28 protein-coding genes are annotated in these 22,203 nt (G+C 42.6%); 11 read left to right on the top strand and 17 right to left on the bottom strand.

Features of this window, described 5'->3' with window-relative positions; genetic code table 11:
- Positions 1 to 47: 47 nt before the first annotated feature.
- Entirely contained in the window at positions 48 to 578 is a 531-nt protein-coding gene (locus AC1RM2_RS14500) for a YceI family protein (RefSeq protein WP_492985833.1), read from the bottom strand.
- 143 nt (positions 579 to 721) lie between these two features.
- On the opposite strand from AC1RM2_RS14500, the gene AC1RM2_RS14495 reads away from it, so the two are divergent.
- The 3 genes from AC1RM2_RS14495 to AC1RM2_RS14485 all read left to right on the top strand — a co-directional run bounded on the left by AC1RM2_RS14495 (position 722) and on the right by AC1RM2_RS14485 (position 2,942).
- On the top strand, positions 722 to 1,606 hold the full coding sequence (locus AC1RM2_RS14495) for a UbiA family prenyltransferase (RefSeq protein ID WP_492985831.1): 885 nt from the start codon (positions 722 to 724) through the stop codon (positions 1,604 to 1,606).
- A 20-nt stretch (positions 1,607 to 1,626) separates the two neighbouring features.
- The gene (locus AC1RM2_RS14490) at positions 1,627 to 2,100 is read left to right on the top strand and encodes a hypothetical protein (RefSeq protein ID WP_492985829.1); all 474 of its coding nucleotides are present in this window, start codon (positions 1,627 to 1,629) and stop codon (positions 2,098 to 2,100) included.
- Positions 2,101 to 2,291: 191 nt separating this feature from the next.
- Positions 2,292 to 2,942 (top strand): hypothetical protein, encoded by a 651-nt coding sequence (locus AC1RM2_RS14485; protein WP_492985827.1) that lies wholly within the window; start codon positions 2,292 to 2,294, stop codon positions 2,940 to 2,942.
- Positions 2,943 to 2,998: 56 nt separating this feature from the next.
- Here the strand turns inward: AC1RM2_RS14485 and AC1RM2_RS14480 are convergent, their stop codons facing one another.
- The 4 genes from AC1RM2_RS14480 to AC1RM2_RS14465 all read right to left on the bottom strand — a co-directional run bounded on the left by AC1RM2_RS14480 (position 2,999) and on the right by AC1RM2_RS14465 (position 6,870).
- On the bottom strand, positions 2,999 to 4,309 hold the full coding sequence (locus AC1RM2_RS14480) for a carbohydrate porin (RefSeq protein ID WP_492985826.1): 1,311 nt from the start codon (positions 4,307 to 4,309) through the stop codon (positions 2,999 to 3,001).
- A 34-nt stretch (positions 4,310 to 4,343) separates the two neighbouring features.
- A complete protein-coding gene (locus AC1RM2_RS14475) occupies positions 4,344 to 4,991 on the bottom strand; it encodes an HD domain-containing protein (protein ID WP_492985824.1) in 648 nt (215 codons plus the stop codon).
- 51 nt (positions 4,992 to 5,042) lie between these two features.
- Complete coding sequence (locus tag AC1RM2_RS14470) at positions 5,043 to 5,282, bottom strand: helix-turn-helix domain-containing protein (protein ID WP_492985823.1); 240 nt, start codon at positions 5,280 to 5,282, stop codon at positions 5,043 to 5,045.
- A 487-nt stretch (positions 5,283 to 5,769) separates the two neighbouring features.
- Positions 5,770 to 6,870 (bottom strand): DUF4407 domain-containing protein, encoded by a 1,101-nt coding sequence (locus tag AC1RM2_RS14465; RefSeq protein WP_492985821.1) that lies wholly within the window; start codon positions 6,868 to 6,870, stop codon positions 5,770 to 5,772.
- A 208-nt stretch (positions 6,871 to 7,078) separates the two neighbouring features.
- On the opposite strand from AC1RM2_RS14465, the gene AC1RM2_RS14460 reads away from it, so the two are divergent.
- From AC1RM2_RS14460 to AC1RM2_RS14445, 4 genes are all read left to right on the top strand, one after another.
- Positions 7,079 to 7,393, top strand: coding sequence for a rhodanese-like domain-containing protein (locus AC1RM2_RS14460; protein ID WP_090641589.1), 315 nt, complete (start codon positions 7,079 to 7,081; stop codon positions 7,391 to 7,393).
- A 2-nt stretch (positions 7,394 to 7,395) separates the two neighbouring features.
- Positions 7,396 to 7,584: a DUF6358 family protein gene (locus AC1RM2_RS14455; protein WP_492985818.1), complete on the top strand. Its 189-nt coding sequence runs from the start codon at positions 7,396 to 7,398 to the stop codon at positions 7,582 to 7,584.
- A gap of 9 nt (positions 7,585 to 7,593) precedes the next feature.
- Positions 7,594 to 8,499 carry a prohibitin family protein gene (locus AC1RM2_RS14450; protein ID WP_492985817.1) on the top strand — a complete coding sequence of 302 codons (906 nt, stop codon included), beginning with the start codon at positions 7,594 to 7,596 and terminating at the stop codon, positions 8,497 to 8,499.
- A gap of 108 nt (positions 8,500 to 8,607) precedes the next feature.
- Positions 8,608 to 8,919 carry a hypothetical protein gene (locus tag AC1RM2_RS14445; protein WP_492985815.1) on the top strand — a complete coding sequence of 104 codons (312 nt, stop codon included), beginning with the start codon at positions 8,608 to 8,610 and terminating at the stop codon, positions 8,917 to 8,919.
- Between the two features lie 118 nt (positions 8,920 to 9,037).
- On the opposite strand, the gene AC1RM2_RS14440 is transcribed toward AC1RM2_RS14445, so the two are convergent.
- The 7 genes from AC1RM2_RS14440 to rplM form a co-directional block, all read right to left on the bottom strand.
- The gene (locus tag AC1RM2_RS14440; RefSeq protein ID WP_492985814.1) at positions 9,038 to 9,550 is read right to left on the bottom strand and encodes a lipocalin family protein; all 513 of its coding nucleotides are present in this window, start codon (positions 9,548 to 9,550) and stop codon (positions 9,038 to 9,040) included.
- 180 nt (positions 9,551 to 9,730) lie between these two features.
- Entirely contained in the window at positions 9,731 to 10,435 is a 705-nt protein-coding gene (pyrH, locus tag AC1RM2_RS14435; RefSeq protein ID WP_492985813.1) for a UMP kinase, read from the bottom strand.
- 126 nt (positions 10,436 to 10,561) lie between these two features.
- Complete coding sequence (gene nagA / locus AC1RM2_RS14430; protein ID WP_492985811.1) at positions 10,562 to 11,683, bottom strand: N-acetylglucosamine-6-phosphate deacetylase; 1,122 nt, start codon at positions 11,681 to 11,683, stop codon at positions 10,562 to 10,564.
- 147 nt (positions 11,684 to 11,830) lie between these two features.
- Entirely contained in the window at positions 11,831 to 12,682 is an 852-nt protein-coding gene (tsf, locus tag AC1RM2_RS14425; protein WP_492985810.1) for a translation elongation factor Ts, read from the bottom strand.
- Positions 12,683 to 12,903: 221 nt separating this feature from the next.
- Positions 12,904 to 13,767, bottom strand: coding sequence for a 30S ribosomal protein S2 (gene rpsB / locus AC1RM2_RS14420; protein WP_492985808.1), 864 nt, complete (start codon positions 13,765 to 13,767; stop codon positions 12,904 to 12,906).
- Between the two features lie 18 nt (positions 13,768 to 13,785).
- A complete protein-coding gene (rpsI, locus tag AC1RM2_RS14415) occupies positions 13,786 to 14,172 on the bottom strand; it encodes a 30S ribosomal protein S9 (RefSeq protein WP_477365584.1) in 387 nt (128 codons plus the stop codon).
- 26 nt (positions 14,173 to 14,198) lie between these two features.
- A complete protein-coding gene (gene rplM / locus AC1RM2_RS14410) occupies positions 14,199 to 14,636 on the bottom strand; it encodes a 50S ribosomal protein L13 (RefSeq protein ID WP_477365581.1) in 438 nt (145 codons plus the stop codon).
- A 580-nt stretch (positions 14,637 to 15,216) separates the two neighbouring features.
- Between rplM and AC1RM2_RS14405 the strand changes: the two genes are divergently transcribed.
- Positions 15,217 to 15,609: a hypothetical protein gene (locus AC1RM2_RS14405; protein WP_492985807.1), complete on the top strand. Its 393-nt coding sequence runs from the start codon at positions 15,217 to 15,219 to the stop codon at positions 15,607 to 15,609.
- A 321-nt stretch (positions 15,610 to 15,930) separates the two neighbouring features.
- On the opposite strand, the gene AC1RM2_RS14400 is transcribed toward AC1RM2_RS14405, so the two are convergent.
- The 5 genes from AC1RM2_RS14400 to AC1RM2_RS14380 form a co-directional block, all read right to left on the bottom strand.
- The gene (locus tag AC1RM2_RS14400; protein WP_492985805.1) at positions 15,931 to 16,398 is read right to left on the bottom strand and encodes a hypothetical protein; all 468 of its coding nucleotides are present in this window, start codon (positions 16,396 to 16,398) and stop codon (positions 15,931 to 15,933) included.
- 435 nt (positions 16,399 to 16,833) lie between these two features.
- A complete protein-coding gene (locus AC1RM2_RS14395; protein ID WP_492985803.1) occupies positions 16,834 to 17,628 on the bottom strand; it encodes a DUF1295 domain-containing protein in 795 nt (264 codons plus the stop codon).
- A complete protein-coding gene (locus AC1RM2_RS14390) occupies positions 17,621 to 17,956 on the bottom strand; it encodes a DUF1475 family protein (RefSeq protein WP_492985801.1) in 336 nt (111 codons plus the stop codon). Before AC1RM2_RS14390 ends, AC1RM2_RS14395 begins: the two co-directional genes overlap by 8 nt.
- Positions 17,957 to 17,965: 9 nt before the next feature.
- The gene (locus tag AC1RM2_RS14385) at positions 17,966 to 18,514 is read right to left on the bottom strand and encodes a peroxiredoxin (RefSeq protein ID WP_492985800.1); all 549 of its coding nucleotides are present in this window, start codon (positions 18,512 to 18,514) and stop codon (positions 17,966 to 17,968) included.
- A gap of 105 nt (positions 18,515 to 18,619) precedes the next feature.
- Positions 18,620 to 19,504 carry a sugar phosphate isomerase/epimerase family protein gene (locus AC1RM2_RS14380; protein ID WP_492985798.1) on the bottom strand — a complete coding sequence of 295 codons (885 nt, stop codon included), beginning with the start codon at positions 19,502 to 19,504 and terminating at the stop codon, positions 18,620 to 18,622.
- A gap of 190 nt (positions 19,505 to 19,694) precedes the next feature.
- On the opposite strand from AC1RM2_RS14380, the gene AC1RM2_RS14375 reads away from it, so the two are divergent.
- From AC1RM2_RS14375 to epsC, 3 genes are all read left to right on the top strand, one after another.
- Positions 19,695 to 20,339 carry a hypothetical protein gene (locus tag AC1RM2_RS14375; RefSeq protein ID WP_492985797.1) on the top strand — a complete coding sequence of 215 codons (645 nt, stop codon included), beginning with the start codon at positions 19,695 to 19,697 and terminating at the stop codon, positions 20,337 to 20,339.
- A 158-nt stretch (positions 20,340 to 20,497) separates the two neighbouring features.
- Positions 20,498 to 21,145 (top strand): hypothetical protein, encoded by a 648-nt coding sequence (locus AC1RM2_RS14370; protein WP_492985796.1) that lies wholly within the window; start codon positions 20,498 to 20,500, stop codon positions 21,143 to 21,145.
- A gap of 126 nt (positions 21,146 to 21,271) precedes the next feature.
- Positions 21,272 to 22,102: a serine O-acetyltransferase EpsC gene (epsC, locus tag AC1RM2_RS14365; protein WP_492985795.1), complete on the top strand. Its 831-nt coding sequence runs from the start codon at positions 21,272 to 21,274 to the stop codon at positions 22,100 to 22,102.
- The last annotated feature ends 101 nt before the right edge of the window (positions 22,103 to 22,203 follow it).

Genomic DNA, 22,203 nt, shown 5'->3' with positions numbered 1-22,203 from the left:
CCTAAGTCGTAAGTCTCTTTCGACTTAGGACTTCAGACTTAACGACTTTATTTGCTGATCTCGGTCACTATCGAAACATTGGCCTCGTTGGATAAAATCACGTTTTTGCCACCGATGCCAAAATCTGTCCTTAAAACCTGGAAATCACCTTTAAACGTCGCATTGCTACCCGCTTCAACATACGTAAAAGGTATTTCTATCAGTTTTGTTTTGTCTCTGATAGTTACGTTAAAACTGCCGGTATAGTTGCTTCCGCTTTTGTGTTTAAATGAAACCGACTTTAAAATGATCTTTGGATATTTAGCCGCATCAAAGTAGTCTTCGCTCTTCAGGTGGTTATCGCGGCTTTCATTATCGGTATTAACTGTGTTTGATGCCACAGAGGCCTCGATTGAACTTGTTGTGAGGCTGGTTGGCTTAAAATTAATATCAGCGTTAAAGCCCCCAAAAGAGCCTTCGACATTAAAGCCCAGATTTTTGATTTTGAAAGTAACCGCCGATTTGGTTACTTTATTTTGCGCAAACGTGTTGGTTGCTAAAAAAAATAGAATTGCAATGCTAAATAGTTTCCTGGTCATACTGTTGCTAAGGTGATTTTCAAACATAATAATTTATCTGTAACTAATTTTTACATTAGTAAGATTAAGCAACCTGCTGCAGGTTTAATACGTTTCAACAAATAGTATTGGTTGCTTTTACCTATGGATATAAATCTGCCCGCATGAAATTGAAACAATTAATCCCCACACCATCGGCCTGGGCCCACATGCGTTTTGTTTTCTCTGTTTTTTTGTTGCCTGTTTATTTGTTTGCTTTTAGCCAGGCTACATTTGTGCAGCCGGGGCAGGCTGTGCTTATATTTTTTATCTGGCATTTTCTGGCGTTCCCGGCAAGTAACGGGTATAACAGTTATTTTGATAAGGACGAGGATAGCATTGGCCTGTTAGAGAAACCGCCCGAGGTTGATATCAGCCTGTACTATTTTTCTATCCTGCTGGAGGCGCTGGCCTTTGGCCTGGGTTTTTTAATTAGCTGGGAGTTTGCGGTGGCGGTGCTTATTTATGGCGTCATGTCTAAATTGTATAGCCATCCGGCTACACGGTTAAAAAAGTACGCCATTATCAGTTTTTTAACGGTGTTTATTTTCCAGGGATGCTTTATTTATTATGTCACCTATTCGGCATTAAGCGGGCTCAGCCTGTTCAGGCACTGGGATACCGGGTTTATTGTAGCCGGGGCAATTTGCTCGTGCCTCATTGGCGCATCGTACCCGCTCACCCAGGTTTACCAGCACGAAGAAGACAGCCGCCGTGGCGACAGGACAATTAGTTTATTATTGGGCTACAAGGGATCGTTCATTTTTTCGGGCGCTATGTTTGCGCTGGGGATAGCCTGCTCATTTTATTATTGGCATTTGGAGGGGAAAATGGTCAACTTTTACTTTTTCCTGGTATGCGCGCTCCCTATATTTTTATTTTTCAACTACTGGTTTTACAAAGTAGGAAAATCGACAGCTAATGCCGATTTTAAAAACGCCATGCGCATGAACTTTTTAAGTTCGGGTTGTATGCTGGTTTACTTTGGTACGCTGGCGCTGATGAGCTAAAAGGTTGAAATATGGATGGCATGCGAATTTATAAATACAATCCATACTTCATTTTGCCCATTGTACTGTTTGTGCTTTTAATAAGCCAGCCGGTGAATTCGGTTTTTAATAAGCTTTTGATTTATAAAGATTACCCGGGCGCGGTAATATTGGTGCTGGTTGTCGATTATTTCCTGATGTTTTTTATCCGGCACATTTATGATGTGCTAAGAGGCACTCCGGCTATTATAATCACCCGCGAATTTATTTTTATCCAGAAAAACGGCTATACGATTGCCTGGCGGGATATTGAAAGTATAGATAAGGTACAGGGGTTAAAAATGTCGCTTAGAAAAACGTGGCGCAACTGGCCCCAAATAAAAAACCCCATAGTTAGGATTTACTACGGATATATAGCCTGCGGAATTTCGATACCCGGTATTTTAATTGCCGGCGATGCCGAGCAAATGAGCATCACCATCAGGGATTATTATTTTAAGTACCGGTACGATTAACGGTGTTACATCGACAATTATACCCATAATCCGGCACTCCGTACAACATAGCCATACTTATCTTTGAAGCGACAAAACACCCATCCGCGGGATTAAGGCCCTGCGCTACGCCGCTTAACTTTAGCCGATAAAATATTAATTGCACATTTGCGCTTAGGCCACTACATTTATAGCCAAACATTATAAAAAACATGCGCAAACCCTCCTTAATATTATTGTTCTCCTTATTGGTATTATCTGCTGATGCGCAGCTGTTTAAAACATACAATCCCGGGTATTATGTGGATAAAGATGGTAATAAAATTACCGGGGTGTTAAGTTTCAATGTATGTGACAATAAATTTTTTTATAAGCCGGATGCTGGAGGAAGTTCGCAAAAGATAAAAATAGAAGACGTACGAGCCGTTGTCACGGCTCTACCCAGCGATAGCCTTACCGTTATGACCGAAGATGGTAAGGATAATAAACGGTACTTTGCCCACCTGCTAATTGCCACACCAAACACTAATTTTTATTATAAGTATCAATTTGTGCATTGGGGACCAGGCTCAACTATGTCTACAACTACTACGCCAATATTAGGCGCTACAGGCTCTTCCCCACGCTTTAGGAGCAATATGGTATTTACTTCACCAGTTCCATATCAGCAAACTAAGCAAATACTTATGTACCAGGATGGAAATACCACATTTGAACTTACCAAAGCAAACTTCGTGGCTGTACTGAGCAAGGCTTTTGCCGATATGCCCGAATTGGCGCACCGTATCCAAAGCAAAGAATTTCCTTTTAAAAAATTGGAAGAGGTATTTGATCTGTATATCAAGAAAACCAGGGGATGGTAAATTTAGAGGGTAATAGCCAACTCTCATGTACTGCTTTCACCGACATCTTCCCTCCCCTAAAACTCTACATGCACCCTTAACGAAAACACATTCACCGGTCCCCTGTCTTTATTATAAGCCGGGTTTACAATAAACTGGTAATCGGGCGAAAGCCAGAATTTTTTTTGATAGGCGTTAATCTTGTAATACAGCTCGGCAATCAGCTCGTTGCTGTAATTTAACTTGCTATCGCCTATAATGAAGCCGTAACCACCTGCAGCCAGGTAATCGCGGTGCGGGGCAGATAGGCCGTTTGCCACAAATGCCAGCCCAAGTTCGTCGTCGCTGCGCTTCCAGGAGTTGCCTTTTAATACGCCTCCAAAGCTTAACGAGCGGTCTATCTCGGTAAAATACCAGGTTTCGGTGTGCCCGTTGTTATAGCTTAACTTGGCAAACACACCAAAATCTTTACTCAGGTACTGGTCGGCGCTAATGCCGAAGCCATACTTGTGTTTGCCGTAAACCAAATTGGTATCTACTACAGGGTTAACAGCACTTATGGCAAGGGCATCGCGGTAATTGCCCATTTTGCCATTATTGCGGAATCCTAAAATGCGTAAGGTTCCTTTATTGCCATTAATTGTATAGCGCCTTTCATACTCCATTGTTTGGGTGTTGGCTTTGCCAACTTTGGCATCCCAGATAGCTCCGTTGGCGGTAGTTGTCGACATGGTGAAGGCAAACCTCAGCGTCCAGTTGGGCATGCCCAATTCGGTATGGATCCCCATGGCATAGCCCCGGGTGTTGGCAGGGTAGTCCCAGGCGCCGTTATCCATCAGCGACCAGTTTATGAACTGTGAGCGTGGATCGTGGCTAAATTCGTTGCCGTCATAAAAATCGGCCATGCCAAATTTACCTGCAGTTACCGAAAAATAGCGTTTGCTTTTTAAGCCGGCAAGCTGGTTATTATCGTCCTGCAGGGTATCTTTCTCTTTTCCCCATTCAAAATTTTGGGTAAAGTATAGGCGGGCAATATAAATTTTAGGTTCCGAGCCGCCAACGCGAAACGTTTCGCCATTGGGGAAACCAGCAACGCCCAAGGTTTTACTCAAGCCCGATCCGCCGGATAGTTCGGGGTTAAAAAAAGCAGACGCCCCTTTCCAAAGCCTGGCCCCGCCAAACAACGTGGTAGTGATAGAACTTTGGGTTTCTGACTGGGTAAGCAAACTATTATCGCCGGTATAATTGGCCCCGAAGGATGGTTTATACTGGGTAATAACCGTTTGCTGGAAATGAAAATTAAACCGTTGCTGTTTAAGCGTATCCTGTGCCTTTGCTGTAAGCATGGTACACAACAGCGGCGTTATAAAAAGTAAAGATTTTTTCATGTGTAAAAGTTGATCCTGAAACGATTATCGGGGCTTATGGTTTGCACTCCAGGTAAAATTGCTGTAAGTACGCTACCATAAACTGATGACGCTGTTCGGCCAGCTGGCGACCGGTAGGGGTGTTCATCTTATCTTTCAGTAATAATAATTTTTCGTAAAAGTGATTAATGGAAGGCGCCGGCGAATTTTTATACTCGTCCTTACTCATATTTAAATTGGGCTCAATTTCGGGATTGTAAATTTCACGCCCTTTAAAACCGCCGTAGTTAAAAGCCCGCGCTATGCCTATGGCGCCAATGGCGTCAAGCCTATCTGCATCCTGTACAATAGCCAGTTCGGGCGAGTGGAAGGTTTGCTTATCAAAGCTTGATTTGAACGACATGTGCCGGATAATTTGCTGTACATGTTCAATGGTAGCCGCATCAACACCCTGGCTCAGCAGGTAGTCGCCGGCAGTGCGCGGGCCAATTTCCTCATCGCCGTTGTGAAATTTACTATCGGCAATATCATGAAGCAATGCGGCAAGTTCGACAATGAGAGGATCGGCTTTTTCGGTTTGCGCTATCAGTTTGGCGTTGGTCCAAACGCGGTGTATGTGCCACCAGTCGTGGCCACCTTCCGCATTTTTTAACGTTTCACGTACAAATTGTACGGTGTTATCGATTAGTTTTCCTGTTTCCATCCGGCTGCAAATATACATTCCCCAACGAAAAAGGAGGCTAATTAAAGCAGATTATGCAGCGACCGTTTTTTCTGTGGCGATCAGTTCGTGCACATCAACCTCCAATATAGCGGCTATCTGGAAAAGTCTTTCTACCGTTATCTTGGTATAACCAAGTTCGATTTTACTATATGCATTTTGCGATATCTTTAGCTTCGCAGCAAGGTATTCCTGGGTATAATTTAACATTTCCCTTGTTCGCCTGATATTTGCCGCAATCGCTTTAACTTTGTTATTCAGCGTGTCTTTCATCCCTATTAATATATTTACTATCTAACGATATTAATAGATCTTTGGATTTTTTGTTTTAAATTTTTTATCTAACCAGCTCAAAAAGAGGGCCCACCGGCTATTTTGCCGCTAAAAGATGATCCATAATGGTCATTCGTATAACCGGAGGTTTAACCCGTTTTTAACTTTTACGAAGCCCAGGGAAATCGCGTTTAAAGGTTATAAGATTTATTTCGCGCAAAGATGCAGAGATTTATTTCGCGCAAAGACGCAGAGTGATTTGCTTATTTTTTCTTTGCGGTTTAGCGTCTTTGCGCGAAAAATCTAATCCCTGATACCCTTGTTACCGTAATGGCACAATCAATATAGTTGATCGTGAAATCTTAAATGAGATTTCCCCGTCACGAAGACGTTACAAGGCCATCTCATTATTTCTTATTGATGGCTTTGCAAGTTTTTCGCTTAAAAACCGGCTACATAACGATAGTGAATAATGCCCGGTTGACTATTAAAACTCGTATTTAGACTCTGAAGAGATTACCCGCTTTCGCCGCTCTACGTCGGTTTCCAGGCTATGATCGTAAGTGTTGTCGGTAACGCTGATATTCAAATCTTTATCCCTGTCGGCCATGTACATATTGGCCTCGGCGATTTTGGCAACGGCCACATCGTATGGCCCTTTGGGCGACATTAGTTTAACAAATACCGGTAAACATTCAAATAAAATGAACAGGTAGCCAATAAATGAGATGGCCATATAGGTATCCAGATCGCGCGTGCCGTTTTCATTGTATGATAGCTGGCCCAGCGCCCAGTTCCGGTCAGAAAAACCGGCCACATTGGCCAGGCTATCCAGCTGATGATCGGTAAACAGCCTGGTGCTGTTTAGCCCTTCATAATCTTTGCGGTGGCCCAGATATTCATCAAGCTGCCCCAGGTTATCGGTTACAGTTTTCAGGCGGGCTTCTTTTTCTTCCAGTACGGCTTGCTTTTGCTTGGCGTAGGTGCCGTAGCCGGTTATGCCCGATGTTTGGTTGGTTTTATCGCCAAAAACCTCCTGGTTAAGCAGGAAACGGGTCCGGTTAATGTCTTTTTCGAGCGAATCTTTCTCCTTTTTCAGATCGCCGGTTTTACCCATTTCCATGGCATACTTTTGATTGTATGTTTTTTCGAGGGTGTCAATTTTACGGTGCTGGCCTTTCAGGTACGAGAGTTTTAATTTTTGACGGATCTCTTTGTCAAATATCTTCAGTTCCAACGGGCGCGATATTACTATCCCAATCATTATGGCCAGTAATATCCGGGGAGATGCCTGTAGTATCTGCTGATTGGTTGTTCCCTCTTTATTAATACTGGATACAATGTACCTGTCCATGTTAAAAATGGCGGTACCCCATAATAAACCAAACAGTATTGCAAAGCCAACGGCAAAGGCGTCGCCGTTAAAAACAAAGTACATGGCATAGCCTCCCGAAAGAGATGCAAACAGTGCCGTGAAAAATATGGTAGCCCCGATGCCCACATACTTATTATGCTCGATGGGGTATTTTTTAAGTGTATCTATATGCGCTCCTGAACAAAACCAGAAAAAGCGGGTAATTTTTTTCATGTATGTAGTTTTTTAAAATAGATGCCGGTTAATATTTATGTCAAATTATCAATCAGGCTATCCGCTATTTGCCGGGCAAAGATGGTTAAAAAGTATATTGTACAGCAAATCATATAATAAACGCTCTTAGGCATTGATTGTTACAAAAATTGCGTCTAATTATTTGCATTGGAAAAAAAGCTACCTTTGGATTATAATTTTATTGATCATGAACGAGATAACCGTACAGGAGTTAAAAGAAAAAAAAGAAAAAGGCGAAGATTTTCAACTGATTGATGTTAGGGAAGATTTTGAATATGAAACATCAAACCTTGGTGGATTATCTATCCCCCTTGGCGGCATTTTAATTGAGAGCGAAAAAGTATCTAAAGATAAACCGGTAGTGGTAATGTGCCGCAGCGGCAAACGCAGCGCCGCTGCAATTATGCAGCTGGAGCAAAGAGGTTTTACCAACCTGTATAACCTGCGCGGCGGAATTTTAGCTTGGGCGGCCGAGATTGATCCTGACTTAAGCGTATATTAATCATGGCTTTTAAGTTAATACTTAACGTACTATATACCATTGGTTTGGTGTTATGCGCCTTTGTGGCTTACCAGCAATTTATGGCCAAAAGCTACCCGGTTATGGCTGCCGCGATAGCGGTGGGCCTGGTGGTAGTTTTCTTAAAAATAAGATTGTTAAAAGACGTGAAGAACTCGCAGAAAAAGGTGTAACTTCATTGCATGTTTATAGCAATTTTAGGAGTTATCGTGCTCGTGGTGGGCATCGTACTCAAACGCTCGCCTGAGCCGGCCAGCCATTTTAGTAGTACCATAAGTATAGTTGGCGGGGCAATGGTGGTCATTGGCCTGTTGCTATCCAGTTTCAAGGTTATTGAGCCGGGAAAAGTGGGCGTACAAGTACTTTTTGGCAAAGTGCAGGACCATATATTAGAAAGCGGCCTGCATATTGTTAACCCCGTTGTCGAGATCACAACGTTTGATGTGCGCTTACAAACCTACACGATGAGCGCCGTTCATGACGAAGGCGCAAAGGAAGGTGACGATGCAATCCGCGTATTATCTTCAGATGGTCTTGAGGTGGCTATTGATCTTTCTGTTCAATACAAAGTAAATGCCGATAAGGCGCCTTTTATTATGCAAAACATTGGCGAAGACTACCTGGAAAAAGTAGTGCGCCCCGTTTCCAGAACGGCTATCCGTGATAACGCCGTGAATTATGCAGCGGTTGACCTTTATTCAACCAAACGGCAGGAATTTCAGGATAGGATAAACAGGTTTATAACGGCCAACTTTGCCAAACGCGGCCTGGAGTTACAGCAGATCCTGGTGCGGAATATCACCCTGCCTGCTTCGGTAAGGGCCAGTATCGAGTCAAAAATAAACGCGGAGCAGGATGCCCAAAAAATGCAGTTTGTATTGCAAAAAGAAAAGCAGGAAGCCGAACGTAAGCGTGTAGAAGCCCAGGGTATTGCCGATTATCAAAAAATCCTTTCAACCGGTTTGTCGGATAAGCAATTACAATACGAGGCCATTAAAGCCCAGATTGCTATAGCCACTTCGCCAAACGCCAAAGTGATTATTATGGGTGCCGGCAAGGGAAACCCGATCATGCTGAGTGATAAATAATACACACGAATTTTGCACACGAATTTTTCGAATTGAATCGAATTTCACGAATGATAGGCAGACTTCCGAAGTTTTTAAAACTTCGGAAGTCTCCATTTTATGCGCTATATGATAAATCCAACAGATAAACTTGAAACTAAATGGCAGCCAATTGTTATGTTTTATGGATTTGCCATCTTATTGATCATTATTGGTGCATCCATTTCGCCGACCAATTTAGCCGGGCCTGGGGTGGATTTATTGTTCATTCTGATTGCTATCGTCGGTAACATCGTCCTGCTTTTCCGATCGGTATTTAAACTGATAAAACAAGGCAAAATCTTCCGGGTGGCTGTAACAATTCACGCCGTAGTATTTATGCTGTGGTTCGGGACAATAATGTTTACTATTATCTACGCTGCCATAACATCATCAAAATAAAAAGCCACCCAATCCGGGTGGCCCTTATCGTTTTCAGGAAGGTAATATAAATATCGTTGTGGGCAGCCGAATCAATAATTCGTGGAATTCGAATAAATTCGTCCGCATTCGTGTGAAATTATTCGTTTGCCTTATGATGCTGCGATACCAGCTTGTCTACCGGATAGCCCATCGCTTTACATTTGGCTACAATTTTGTCGAATTCAACCTGCGGCATGGTTGGCTTGCGGCTCATGATAAACAGGAACTTATAATCGGGGTGACCAACAACTGCATAGGAGTAATCGTCGGCAATATCAATAACCCAGTAATCAACCTTAATTGGCCAAATAAACTGGGCTTTCATTTGGGCCGCATTATCATCTTTGTCGGGGAAAAGCTTTGATTTATAGGTTTTCAGCTCATTATCCTCTCCCTTTTTGGCCATTGTTACTACATTATAATAGCCATCCTTATTCAGGGTATAATTGGTAGTGGTTTCTTTGGTATCCTTATCAAACAGGGTTGGTATTGATGACAACGAATACCATTTACCCGAAAACTTGTTCAGATCGACCTTAACTACCGGCTTATTAGCTGGTCCGGCCAGGCTGGTTATCAATAATATAAGTGCTGTGCAAATCGTTTTCATAACTAAAAAAAATTAAGCCCCGTTTATTCCAATTACGGAAAAACGGAGCTTAAAGATTTTTTTAGTGGATAGCGGGTGGTTGTAACCGCTATGTCATTGCGAGCGATAGCGTGGCAACCTCGTCGCATGGCGAATTTGCATTGGCTACGAGATTGCTTCGTTCCTCGCAATGACAAGAAACTACCTTACCAAGGTACCAATCGCTTCGCCGCTGGCTATTTTCATGAAGTTGCCTTCTTTGTTCATATCAAATACAATGATAGGCAGCTTGTTTTCCTGGCAAAGGGTAATAGCTGTCATATCCATTACGTTTAAGCCTCTATCATATACTTCCTGGAAGCTGATCTCGTCGTAACGGGTTGCTGTTGGGTCTTTTTCCGGGTCGGCGGTGTAAATGCCGTCAACGCGGGTGCCTTTTAATACCACATCGGCTTTAATTTCAATGGCACGTAACGATGCAGCAGTGTCGGTAGTAAAATATGGGTTACCGGTACCGGCACCGAAGATTACAATTTTACCAACCTCTAAATGGTGCATAGCGCGACGGCGAATATATGGTTCGCAAATTTGCTCCATTTTAATAGCCGACTGCAGGCGGGTTTCCACACCAATACTTTCTAAAGCATTTTGCAGTGCCATACAGTTAATAACGGTGGCAAGCATGCCCATATAATCGGCCTGTGCACGTTCCATGCCCGATTTTTCGGCGCTCAGGCCCCTAAAAATATTACCGCCGCCTACAACTATCGCAATTTCCATTCCTGTGTCGTAAACACTTTTAATATCCTGGGCGTATTGCAAAACCTGTGCATTATCAATGCCATATTGCCGGGTACCCATAAGCGATTCGCCCGAAAGCTTCAGTAAAATTCTTTTGTACTTCATTTGGTGTGATTTGTTATTAACAGAAATAAAGGGAACTTGCTTTTGTAGATATCATGAATTGATAAAGCGTTGTTCATATGAGGTGTCGTTTCGCAAAAATAGCGAATAAAAATTAGTGTTAAAATTTTATGTTGTCTTTGTTAATAAATGACCGTTAAGGTAAGTTGCTTCTACCTCAAAATCAGTGTTAAAAACAACCATATCGGCAATAAAGTTTTTCTCAATTTTGCCTTTTTTACCTTGTTTTGCCAATTCGGCGGGGTACAATGAAGCCATGTTAACAGCTTCGGCTAAATCAATACCCACTTGCTTTACGCAGTTTTCAACAGCTTTTAACATCGTAAGCGACGAGCCCGAGAGGGTGCCGTCGGGCATTACATATTTATTGCCTACTAACTGATGCTGGTACGCGCCCTCGTTAGTTGAGGTAACCGCATCGGTAATTAAAAACAGTTTATCGCCCAGTTCGCGTTTGGCCAGGCGTATCATGGCCCAATCCACGTGGTTACCATCGGCCACAATGCTGGTATACGGCCGTTCTTCAAAAATAGCGGGGATATAGCCCGGTTCGCGGTGGTGCATTTGCGGCATGGCGTTAAACAGGTGCGTTACCGCAGGGATGGGTTTGTTTAAAAATGCTTTACCCTCGGCATAAGTAGCATTGCTGTGCCCCGATGATATGATAACGCCCGCGTTGTGCAGGTAATCAATAACTTCCTGGTCCTGCAGTTCGGGCGCTATGGTAATCATTTTTATCTCACCTTCGGCGCGTTCTACCCAGCCTTTTACCTCGGCAAGGGTGGCTTTTTTAATATATTTTTCGGGATGCGCGCCTTTTTTGGCTGGGTTTAAATAAGGCCCTTCCAGGTGCAGGCCCCAGAAAGCACCCTTCGCCTGTTTGCGAAACTCCTTAGCCGCTTCAATTCCTTTTTCTACAATTTCGTTTGTATTGGTGCCTATCGTAGCAAAAACGCCTGTGGTGCCCTGGTTAAGCAAATCGCTCTCCAGCCGCTCCAAAGCAGCTACAGTTGGTGTGCCCGCGAATAATAAGCCGCCGCTGCCATAAATCTGTAAATCAATAAAGCCAGGGGCAAGGTATGAGCCTTTTAAATCATGCTTATCGGTATCAACGGGAATGGCGGTATCATCAATAACATCGATAATGGTGTTGCCTGAAATTAAAACGGCTTTGCCATGGGTTATTTGCCCATTGGAGATTAGTTTGTGGTTGTGTAGTGCAGTTATCATAAGCCCCCTCTAAATCTCCCCCGGTAGGGGAGACTTTTGTTTGATTATAAATTATCCCTTTCATAACAAAGCCCTCCCTACCGGGGAGGGTTGGGTGGGGCTATACAAAAAAAATCCCCCTCGCTAAAAACGAGGGGGATAATATAATTAAGCTCCTAAAGCTATCCGCTTAAAGGCGGTTACTGTGAGGCCTTTTTCAACGGTGGCCAGGAACTGGGCAACGTTTTTAGATGAATCTTTTACAAACTCCTGGTTTAACAGGGTTGAATCTTTGTAGAACTTGTTCAGTTTACCTAAGCTGATTTTTTCAACCATTTCTTCTGGTTTACCTTCAGCACGGATCACGTCTTTAGCAATTTCAAGTTCACGCTCAATAACTGTGGCATCAACACCATCTTTATCAACCGCGATAGGGTTCATAGCTGCAATTTGCATAGCAACGTCTTTACCAGCTTCTTCAACGCCTTCAGGGTTTGAGTTTAAAGCTACCAATACACCTAAACGGAAGTTACCGTGTACATAAGCGATAACTTTTTCGCCGGTGATGATCTCTAATTTAGAAACACCAATTTTTTCGCCGATTTTACCGGTTTTGTCAATAACAGCTTCACCAATAGTAGTAGTGGTGTTTTCTGTATCGATAGAAAGCGCGTAAAGTTCTTCGATGCTTTTTGGCTGGTTTTCAACTGCTTTGTTAGCAATTTCGTTAGCGAAAGCGATGAACTCAGCGTTTTTAGCTACGAAATCAGTTTCGCAGTTAAGCTCGATGATAACACCTGTTTTGCCATCGGCGCTTGTGCGCGATATAACAACACCTTCGTTTGATTCCCTGTCCTGACGGCTTGCTGCAACTTTAGCACCTTTTTTTCTTAAAAAATCGATAGCTGCTTCAAAATCACCGTTAGTTTCGGTTAATGCTTTTTTGCAATCCATCATACCGGCACCAGTTTGCTGGCGCAGTTTATTTACGTCGGCTGCAGATATTTGTACTGTAGACATCTTTTTTTGTTTTAAGTGGTATGTTATGAGTTATAGGCCACCGGCAAATTTAATATGCCCCTGTAACCTGTAACTGTATTTAGTATTAAAAAATACAGGTTGTAAAGTATCGGTATATATACCTTAATTCTACAACCTATATGGAAAAAGTCGTAAGTATTAAGCCTAAAGCCTCAGAGTAATTCCAGACTTAGTACTTAGTACTTACGACTAAAATATAATTACTCTTCTGTTTCGGCAGGTGCTTCAGTGTCAGCGTCGGCTACAACGTCTGCAACTTCGGCAGTTTTCCTGGTTCTTTTACCGCCTTCGTTTTCGCTGCGGTCTTTTACTTCAGGAGCATCAGCTTTTGATTTAGCAGCTACTGCTTCTTTTTCTGCTTCGTCTTCTTTATCGCGCTTGCGTTCTTCCAAACCTTCTTCAATCGCTTTGATGATAATGCTGGTAATCAATGAAATTGATTTGGTTGCATCGTCATTCGCAGGGATAGGGAAATCGATGTTTGAAGGATCGGAGTTGGTATCAACCATAGCAAATGTAGGGATGTTCAACTTCAAAGCTTCAGATACTGCAATATGCTCTTTCTTAACGTCGATCAAAAATAATGCTGCAGGTAAACGGTTCAAATCAGCAATACCACCTAAAAGGGTTTCTAATTTGATACGCTCACGTTGTATCATCAGTCTTTCTTTTTTAGAAAGGTTGCTGTAGGTACCATCTTTAGTCAATTTATCGATGTTTGACATCTTTTTGATCGACTTACGTACGGTAGCAAAGTTGGTTAACATACCACCCAACCAACGCTCGGTGATGTAGGGCATGTTTACACTTTTTGCATAATCAGCAACGATATCTTTCGCTTGTTTCTTTGTAGCTACGAATAATACCTTACGGCCTGATTTTACTATTTGTTTGATAGCTGCAGCAGCTTCTTCAACCTTAGTTAAGGTTTTATTTAAATCGATAATGTGGATACCGTTACGCTCCATGAAAATGTACTGTGACATTTTCGGATCCCATTTGCGGGTAAGGTGACCAAAGTGTACACCTGCATCCAGTAAATCCTGATATGTTGTTCTTGCCATTGTGTTGTCCTCCTGTGATTAACGTTTACTGAATTGGAATCTCTTACGTGCTTTCTTACGACCTGGTTTCTTACGCTCAACCATACGGTCATCGCGAGTCATAATACCTTTAGCGCGTAATGCTGGTTTCTTTTCAGGATCCAGTTCAACAATGGCTTTAGCGATAGCTAAACGAACAGCTTCTGCCTGTCCTTTTACACCACCACCTGCAACATTTACTTTAACATCAAATTTTCCGGTGCTACCAGAAACCTCAGTGCTCTGAGTTACGATGTACTGTAATGGCAATGTTGGGAAGTACTCTTTGTAATCTTTACCGTTAACGATGATCGCACCACTTCCTTCTGTAAGGTAGATGCGGGCAACGGCTGTTTTTCTTCTGCCTGAAGTGTTAGTTGTTGGCATTTTTTTTCTCCTTTGAAATTAAAAAGTTAAATGGTTGTTGGATTTTGGGCCTCATGTGGATGCTCGCCACCTGCATATACATACAGGTTACCAAATAATGCTTTACCCAAACGACTTTTAGGTAACATACCACGAACGGCTTTTTCAATTACGCGTTCAGGATGTTTTGCCATTAACTCCTTAGGAGAAATGAAACGCTGACCACCTGGATAACCAGTGTAAGAAACATACTGCTTTGCGCTGAATTTGTTTCCGGTCAACTTTACCTTGTCTGCATTGATAACTATTACATTATCACCGCAGTCTACGTTCGGGGTGAAATCTGGCTTGGTTTTACCACGAATGATCATTGCGATCTTAGTGGACAAGCGCCCCAAAATCTCGCCTTGTGCGTCAACAACAACCCATTGTTTGTTAACGGTTTTTTTGTTGGCTGAGACAGTTTTGTAACTTAACGTATTCACTTGCTTTAAATTAAATTGTTTAAACGTTTATTATACCCCGCATTTTCGGGACTGCAAAGATACAGCTTATTATGTTATTAACAAATAGTTTTGCACTAATTTTTAAGCCGTTATTCGTCCTGTTGTTCAGGCAATTAAAACCAAGGGCTTTTGTTAACAAGTTAGCTGCGACTGCAGATGTTTACCGGTATTTCTCTCGCAAAGAAGCTAAGACGCAAAAAGACGAGATCGCGTTGCCGCAAGGTGCTCCCCAATGATATTAAGTTAAGCGTTTTTTCGCGCAAAGACGCAGAGCCGCAAAGTGATTTGCCCGCCCTTTGTTGGGGTTGTCTTCAACAAACTCGTGGACCGTTACTATCTCGCAATAGCCAAAGCCATCTGTATTCTGCTGTTATCGTTACCAATCGGCAATTGATTATCTAAAAGGAATTGGCATACGGCTTACGTTTTAACGGCTTTGCCTCCAATAACGGCTCAAGAAATAACTATTAGCGTTTTGTGAATAGTGCTGATTTAATTCAACTAAATTGTAGAATTAATTTATAATATATTAGCGTATAGATATTTCAAGTAAAAACACATGGAAACAAGGGAATGGATAACTTTAATCGTACTGGTTGTTACTATTATTTCGTCTCACTGGCTAGCATCCAAGCAGACAAGGAAAAATAAACGGGCGAAGTGGATCGAAGATCTGAGATTGGAAGTTGCTAACGTAATTTCATTTTCACAACAGGTTGAAAAAAGAGATGTTAAGACGCTCTTTGCTTTTTCTAAGAGTGGATATGTTGTAACTATGTTATTAGATCAAAATAAAAAAATACAAGAGGATTTGCTTTTGGAAATTCAAGGGTTTGGGCTTTTTATGACTGATAAATTCGATGTTGGCCATATGCAAGAATATAAGGACAGGGTCACTAGAATTACAAACCAGACTAAGTTTATTATTAACCAAGAAGAGAAGAAATTGTAGTCTTACATCTGTAATAACATAGAGGAGTCCCCGCGCGCCCCGCTGTCGCAATTATCCTCACTTTTGGCCCGCATGCTAAATATGGGCCGTGCTTTTAGGGCAATCAACTATGTTTCTCGTCCACCTCAATTCTTTCCCTTTGCAAATTGAGAATCCGTTTAAAAATTCCAAATCCCGGATGAAACAAACATCCTGGATTTGCATATTTATTACTTAGCCTGTCAGTGGGCCAAAAGCCTGGAGACCGGGGCAGCGAAAAATGCTTGCGGTAGCTGGGGGGTAAATAATGGTAACTGTCAGATTAAATTATGACTATCCCAATTACTTGCTCCAATATTGTTTCAACACCTTACGCGAAAAGTTATTATCCGGCCACAATTCTATTTTATAATAATCATCACCCATTTCACCACCTTCAACACTATCCAGATTAGATGAATATATCCGTACACGGTACCCGCCTGAGTTTAGTTTCATTTTCAATTGAACAGTCGATGTAGGGCAATCCAATATCTCAAGATTTCCCGATCCAATTTTGACTCCACCCTCTACAATATGATCAAACTTGGTAATGTCAAAGTTTTCATTTTCAATGTCTAATATTTCTAATTCCCCTTTAACAGGGCCATGACATTCTGTACCTATACCCAATATTCCTTCAGCTATCGCTAATCTTTCGTCATAAGCTTCAGGGCTCCAAAAATCCACACCCCAAGTTTCCCCAGGCGATAGACTATCTGCAATATAAAATTGATTGTATTGAGTGTTGAACGCAAAATTTAGTTTCATGTTGTTTTTTAACTTTTCAAAACATTACCGTAATAGCTGAATTATTAAATATAAAATCAGCCTTTCCTTTTAAAGCGCCGGTCTTGCAACCCAGTTTAATTTAGTCAGAATTGCACCAAGTGCCCTGCTGCCCCGGCTGCCGCAAGTGTCCTCACTTGTGGCCCGCATGCTAAGTATGCGCCGTGCCTTTAGGACAATCAACTATGTTTCCCGTCAACCTCAATTCCTTCGCTTTGCAAATTGAGATTCCTTTTAAAAATACAAAATCCCGAATGAAACAGACATCCGAGATTTAAATATTCATTACTTAGCATGACGTTTACCTATCAGCGGGCCACAAGCCTGGAGACTTGCGACAGCAACGCGAGCAAATCACTTTGCGTCTTGGCGCCTTTGCGCGACATTTTTAAATTTAATTGGCCCGTCACTATAACCCTACTTCTTTTTAAACCACGGCACAAATACGCTGGTGCTTGCCTGGTATTCTTTAAAGGCCTCGCCTTTAGACCGGAGGGATTGTTCTTCGGTGGCGGGGATGCCGGTAACTTTTAATAGCAGGTACAAAATAACGGCCGGGCTAATGATAGCCAAAAATCCCCATGGCGAAGCTAACGCGAAAACGAAATAGGAAACCCACATGAGCCACTCAAAAAAGTAATTGGGGTGGCGCGAGTAGTTCCAAAGGCCTACCTGGCAAATTTGGCCTTTATTGGCCGGATCGCTTTTAAAGGTGGCCAGCTGCCTGTCGGCAATGGTTTCGCCGGTTACACTGATAAACCAAAGGATAAAACCGGCGTACTCCAGCGGGGATAATACAGTTTTGGTGTTAAGGCAAGAGATAAAAAAGGGAATGGCCAAAAGCACATTTGAAATAGCCTGGAACTGGAAGAAAAAGAAAAACTTCTTTTCGGCATTGGGTGCCCACTCTTTACGCAACTGCTGGTAGCGGCCTTCTTCCTCATCCAAATGCCGGGTAATGCGGGTAGCCAGGTGGGTGCCTAAGCGCACACCGGCTATTATTACCATAGCACAAAATAATACCTTGCGATCGTGATAACCGGGGGCTAAAAAAAACAGGATAATGGCAATAACCGGGAAGTTGTACGACCAAAAGATATCAACAACGCCGGCATTTTTAATTTTATGCGCCCAAAGCCATACCAGCACCATAATGCCGCAACAGGCCAAAAGGCAATAAATCACCAAACACAAAAGCGAACTGTTATCCATTTTTCTTCCCGAATAATTCTTTTACCCCCTCGCCCGGTTTAAGCCTAAAAAGCTGGATGAGCACAAAAGCACAGCTGGCAATACTGCCCAGCGCAAATAATAAAATGAGCCAGGTAATTTTAACAAGCAGGTACTTCTCTTTATAGCATACCCAAACAAATATAACCAAAACATTAGCGTAAAAATCCCATAGCGTAGCCCGCATCCAGAGGATGGAACCCAGGTAATCCCAATTGGTAAACAGATTGCTGTTCAGACTGGTTGTTATCACTACATAACACATCCACACCAAAACAATGCTAAACAGAATTTTTAAGGCATTGATCATGGCCTGTGCTTATTTGGTTTTTGCTGCCTTGATAAATGCAAGCGCATCGTCCGAGTGTTCTTTACCCTGCATCATGGCTTCGTGGGTGTAAACTATTTTGCCCTTCAAATCAACAATAAAAGTTTCGCGGCCGGTCATAAAAAACTTTTTGTGGATGCCAAACTTATTATAAACCTTGTTGTCGGGGTCGCTTAGTAAAGTAAACGGCAGTTTGTAGTGGTCGGCAAAGCCTTTGTGGCTGGCAACCGTGCCGCCGTTTATGCCTATCACCATAGCGCCGGCTTTGGTAAACTGGTCAAAACTATCCCTAAAGGCGCAGGCCTCTTTGGTACAAACCATGCTTTCATCTTTCGGATAAAAATAAATAACCAAAACCTTTTTGCCCACGTAGTCGGCAGTTTTAAAGTCCCTGCCATTTTGGTCAAGCAGCGAAAATGACGGCATGGCGTCGCCGGTTAATAATTCTTTACCGGTTTGGGCCTGTGCCGCGCAGGTAAACAGGAAGGAGGCCCCTAATATAATAAGCAAATATTTTAGCATGGTGGTGTTCATTTCCATAACCTACGAAATTTTTGAGCACAAGCGATTTAATTATCGTAAAATAAAAAGGCCATCACTTTGTTTTATGGTGACGGCCTGTATTTTATGCTTGTAACAAAGATTTTATACCAAATTCTTTTTGATATAGCTGATACTTTTGCCAATACTATCAAACGGATCGCCGGGGCATATATCCTGTTCAACAAAAAAGTATTTTACGCCTGCCTTTTTTGATTGGGCCAGGATCTTTTTAAAATCGATAACGCCATTACCTACTTCGGTAAATTTCTTTTCGGGCGTATTATCCATGTCCTTCACGTGTAGCAGCGGGAAACGGCCCGGGTATTTGTTAAAAAAGGCAATAGGGTCTTGTCCGGCTTTAGTCATCCAGTACAAATCCATTTCCATTTTTACATTGTCGGCATCAGTGGTTGTTAACAGTATTTCGTACGGGTATTGTCCGTTATCCTGTATAAATTCAAAATCGTGGTTATGGTAACATAACTGGATGCCCGAATTTTTACATGTTTGGCCGGCAACATCAAGTAAACCGGCTACTTTTTTATAATGCTCCGCGTCGCCCCGTTCTGATTGTGATAAGTAGGCGCAAACCATGTACTTGGCACCAACAGCGGCGGCGTCATCAACGGCTCTTTTCCAGTCGTTAAGGATGGTTCCTATCTGCGATGCGCCATTAACCTGCTCCTCGCCAAGGCGATAATGCGCGCTTGGCATTGCAAGACCTTCCTGCGCCAATAAGCTGGCAAATCCCTTGGCATTCATGCCGTAAAACAACTCGGTGCCTGTGTAAGTAGCCCCTTCAACCGTGTTGTATCCTAACTTAGCTACTTTAGCTAATGCGGCGGCCGGGTCTTTCGCCATGGCATCGCGTATGGTATATAATTGCAGGCCTATCTGTTTTTTGTCGTAAGCAAATAAGTTTGGTGCTGCTAAAAGTCCGGCAGTAAGCACAGCCGAAGTCTTAATAAATGAACGTCTGGTAGTCATAATTATATTTTATAATTAGTGAAAATTGGTGGTGTTTATGATTGGTGATGTAAATATACTGTATAAACCATACCAAAAGCAAAGACTTGATTTTATTTGAATAGTTTAATTAAACCAGGCGATTAAAAAGCAGTCATATTGTTACAAACGGCCTTGCACCTTTTGCTTTTACACCTGTCACAATACAAATATGAAACTCCCTGCAGGTTTGGTTTTAGTGTTTTTGTTTTGCGTTACGGCGGTAGTGCATGCCCAAACGGATAGCGACGTTGTTCGTATTCGTGCTATGAAACCTGCACGGGAATTATTTGACAACGCGGTAGATAAAGATTCGTTCGGGCTAACGCTTGGCATCGGGGAGGTTTTTCACCGGGGGCGGGTTTGGTTTGATGTAGGCGCTTTCGCCGATTTAACGAACTACAACTTCGATATCGATAATGACAAACGTTTTAGAGGCTCAATTTTATGCCTGGGACCAGGCTTCGGCACCCGGTATTGTTTTAACCCTCAAAATAGTTTTCGATTTTCTGCAGGGCTATTACTCAAAGCGGGTTATAACTGGGGTACCGGCGATGTTTATAAATATGACAGTCAGCACAATAATTACGGCGACAGATTGGAAGACAAATCAACTAAAAGCAATATCAGCGTAGCTGTTTCGCCGTTTATTTCCTTATCCACCAATGGCAACCCGGGCCCTATTGCTATAGAATTGGGATACGATAGCGCTAATTATGCCAAACAGATAAACAATCTGCGATCAGCTTATTATTCCCCATTAAACTATCATTCGGGGTATTTATTTGTTGGTATAGCCTTAACATTCGGAAAATAGTAGCTGATCTGCCAATATCGAAGATATCATCTATTCTATTGGTTTTATTTGTTGGTGGGCTTAAACTAAACCGATAATAAATAGTCTGCTATACGGGGCGCGGGCCTTGTCATCCTGATTTGCAGGGCCTTCTGCTTCACACCTATCACAATACGAATATGAAACTCCCTGCAGGTTTGATTTTAGTGGTTTTGTTATGCTGCGCCTTAAAAGTGCGCGCGCAATCAAGCGGTTTGCTGATCAGGATTGGCACTATGCAACCAACAGCCGATCTGCTCGACAGCAATGTAAGCAAAGGCTCGTTCCGGGTTAATATCGGCTACGGGAAAGTTTTTGCCGGCGGCCACTCCGGGTTTGATATAACCGGTTTTGCCGATGTAATGAACTACAATTTTTATTTTGATGACGATTACAAGCGCTTTGAAGGCACAACCCTGTATACCGGTATCGCTATAACGCCCCACTATTGTATCAATCCCGAAAGTGATGTACAAATAGCCGTTGCCCTCTCCATAAAAGGAGGCTATAATGTTGGTTATGGCGATGTATTCCGCTACAGCGAACCACGTGATGATTATACCGAAAAGCTGGAGGGCAAATCAACAAACGCGGGCTATACTTTTGCTTATTCGCCCATGATAACCTTTTCCATTCCAACCGAACATGCCAGCGTGGGGCTGGAACTGGGTTATGATAGTTCAAACTATGGTGCAGGCATCAACCGTTTACGGTCAAAATATTATGCTCCTGTAAAATATAATTCGGGGTACTTATTCATCGGGGTATTTTTCAGGCTGCACCATTAGCATTTTTTCAATACAAAAATCATTAAGCCCATCAATTAAGTAGCCATTTTTACATATAAACAACATTCTTTTCCCTAAACTTGCAGTACAAAACGATTGTTGCTCCTCAACAGCGTATTATAAAACATGAGTGAAGAATTTTACGGGCAAATTTTTACCAAGCAGCAAAAGCTTGAGTACGTGCCGTCTAACAAGGAAATTACCCGGTGGGCGCTGCGCGTTATTCATTTGCTATATCCGGAGCAAACAGCAAAGGTGTTTTCGACTGTTGACGAACTGAAGTCTGAATTTGCGTTGCTGGAAGCCGAACTTTACAAAATTATGGAGGCCACCAGCGCTTGTGCCGATTGCGACAACAAGAAACGCGCTGCCGGCTTTTTTGAATCCCTGCCGCACCTTTACCAGGTTTTAAATACCGATATACAGGCTATATTCAACGGCGATCCGGCTGCCCGCAGCGAGTTTGAGGTTATCCGCACCTATCCGGGCTTCTTTGCAATTTCGCTTTACCGGCTGGCGCACAGCTTATACACCCGCGATATTCCCTTGATCCCGAGGATCCTGACCGAATACGGCCACTCAAAAACCGGTATCGACATTCACCCGGCAGCTGTAATAGGCGATTATTTTTACATTGACCACGGCACCGGTATTGTCATCGGCGAAAGCTGCACCATCGGCGCGCATGTTAAATTATACCAGGGCGTTACACTTGGTGCACTAAGTGTTGATAAAAGTATGGCATTTACCAAACGCCATCCAACGGTAGAAGATAATGTGGTTATATACTCCGGCGCTACCATACTTGGGGGCGAAACTGTGATAGGCAGCAACAGCGTTGTTGGAGGAAATGTGTGGCTAACCAAAAGTCTGCCGCCAAATTCAAGGGTGTATCATACGCCAAGCATCCGTATCCTGAAAAAATTAACGCGGCGTATTTTTGGCGAGCAAAAATAATTGACCGATAATTATTACCCTTTTACCGAAATTTTCCCCTTGCCTGCCGGTTTATGTAGGTAAGCAAATTCGTTTTTTCTTGATTTTGCAGTTATATCATT

Source organism: Mucilaginibacter sp. GW822-FHT03E02 (assembly GCF_058801545.1).
This window is presented reverse-complemented; position numbering and strand designations above follow the sequence as displayed.

What these genes read in the sequence shown, in the direction of transcription:
- AC1RM2_RS14390 (WP_492985801.1), bottom strand. Translation starts at nt 17,956, where the DNA reads ATGATCAATGCCTTAAAAATTCTGTTTAGCATTGTTTTGGTGTGGATG.
- AC1RM2_RS14500 (WP_492985833.1), bottom strand. Translation starts at nt 578, where the DNA reads ATGACCAGGAAACTATTTAGCATTGCAATTCTATTTTTTTTAGCAACC.
- AC1RM2_RS14440 (WP_492985814.1), bottom strand. Translation starts at nt 9,550, where the DNA reads ATGAAAACGATTTGCACAGCACTTATATTATTGATAACCAGCCTGGCC.
- AC1RM2_RS14455 (WP_492985818.1), top strand. Translation starts at nt 7,396, where the DNA reads ATGGCTTTTAAGTTAATACTTAACGTACTATATACCATTGGTTTGGTG.
- rpsB (WP_492985808.1), bottom strand. Translation starts at nt 13,767, where the DNA reads ATGGCAAGAACAACATATCAGGATTTACTGGATGCAGGTGTACACTTT.
- AC1RM2_RS14495 (WP_492985831.1), top strand. Translation starts at nt 722, where the DNA reads ATGAAATTGAAACAATTAATCCCCACACCATCGGCCTGGGCCCACATG.
- tsf (WP_492985810.1), bottom strand. Translation starts at nt 12,682, where the DNA reads ATGTCTACAGTACAAATATCTGCAGCCGACGTAAATAAACTGCGCCAG.
- pyrH (WP_492985813.1), bottom strand. Translation starts at nt 10,435, where the DNA reads ATGAAGTACAAAAGAATTTTACTGAAGCTTTCGGGCGAATCGCTTATG.
- AC1RM2_RS14445 (WP_492985815.1), top strand. Translation starts at nt 8,608, where the DNA reads ATGATAAATCCAACAGATAAACTTGAAACTAAATGGCAGCCAATTGTT.
- AC1RM2_RS14400 (WP_492985805.1), bottom strand. Translation starts at nt 16,398, where the DNA reads ATGAAACTAAATTTTGCGTTCAACACTCAATACAATCAATTTTATATT.
- AC1RM2_RS14465 (WP_492985821.1), bottom strand. Translation starts at nt 6,870, where the DNA reads ATGAAAAAAATTACCCGCTTTTTCTGGTTTTGTTCAGGAGCGCATATA.
- rpsI (WP_477365584.1), bottom strand. Translation starts at nt 14,172, where the DNA reads ATGCCAACAACTAACACTTCAGGCAGAAGAAAAACAGCCGTTGCCCGC.
- AC1RM2_RS14490 (WP_492985829.1), top strand. Translation starts at nt 1,627, where the DNA reads ATGCGAATTTATAAATACAATCCATACTTCATTTTGCCCATTGTACTG.
- AC1RM2_RS14450 (WP_492985817.1), top strand. Translation starts at nt 7,594, where the DNA reads ATGTTTATAGCAATTTTAGGAGTTATCGTGCTCGTGGTGGGCATCGTA.
- nagA (WP_492985811.1), bottom strand. Translation starts at nt 11,683, where the DNA reads ATGATAACTGCACTACACAACCACAAACTAATCTCCAATGGGCAAATA.
- AC1RM2_RS14395 (WP_492985803.1), bottom strand. Translation starts at nt 17,628, where the DNA reads ATGGATAACAGTTCGCTTTTGTGTTTGGTGATTTATTGCCTTTTGGCC.
- AC1RM2_RS14375 (WP_492985797.1), top strand. Translation starts at nt 19,695, where the DNA reads ATGAAACTCCCTGCAGGTTTGGTTTTAGTGTTTTTGTTTTGCGTTACG.
- AC1RM2_RS14480 (WP_492985826.1), bottom strand. Translation starts at nt 4,309, where the DNA reads ATGAAAAAATCTTTACTTTTTATAACGCCGCTGTTGTGTACCATGCTT.
- AC1RM2_RS14470 (WP_492985823.1), bottom strand. Translation starts at nt 5,282, where the DNA reads ATGAAAGACACGCTGAATAACAAAGTTAAAGCGATTGCGGCAAATATC.
- AC1RM2_RS14485 (WP_492985827.1), top strand. Translation starts at nt 2,292, where the DNA reads ATGCGCAAACCCTCCTTAATATTATTGTTCTCCTTATTGGTATTATCT.
- AC1RM2_RS14370 (WP_492985796.1), top strand. Translation starts at nt 20,498, where the DNA reads ATGAAACTCCCTGCAGGTTTGATTTTAGTGGTTTTGTTATGCTGCGCC.
- AC1RM2_RS14385 (WP_492985800.1), bottom strand. Translation starts at nt 18,514, where the DNA reads ATGGAAATGAACACCACCATGCTAAAATATTTGCTTATTATATTAGGG.
- AC1RM2_RS14380 (WP_492985798.1), bottom strand. Translation starts at nt 19,504, where the DNA reads ATGACTACCAGACGTTCATTTATTAAGACTTCGGCTGTGCTTACTGCC.
- AC1RM2_RS14475 (WP_492985824.1), bottom strand. Translation starts at nt 4,991, where the DNA reads ATGGAAACAGGAAAACTAATCGATAACACCGTACAATTTGTACGTGAA.
- epsC (WP_492985795.1), top strand. Translation starts at nt 21,272, where the DNA reads ATGAGTGAAGAATTTTACGGGCAAATTTTTACCAAGCAGCAAAAGCTT.
- AC1RM2_RS14405 (WP_492985807.1), top strand. Translation starts at nt 15,217, where the DNA reads ATGGAAACAAGGGAATGGATAACTTTAATCGTACTGGTTGTTACTATT.
- AC1RM2_RS14460 (WP_090641589.1), top strand. Translation starts at nt 7,079, where the DNA reads ATGAACGAGATAACCGTACAGGAGTTAAAAGAAAAAAAAGAAAAAGGC.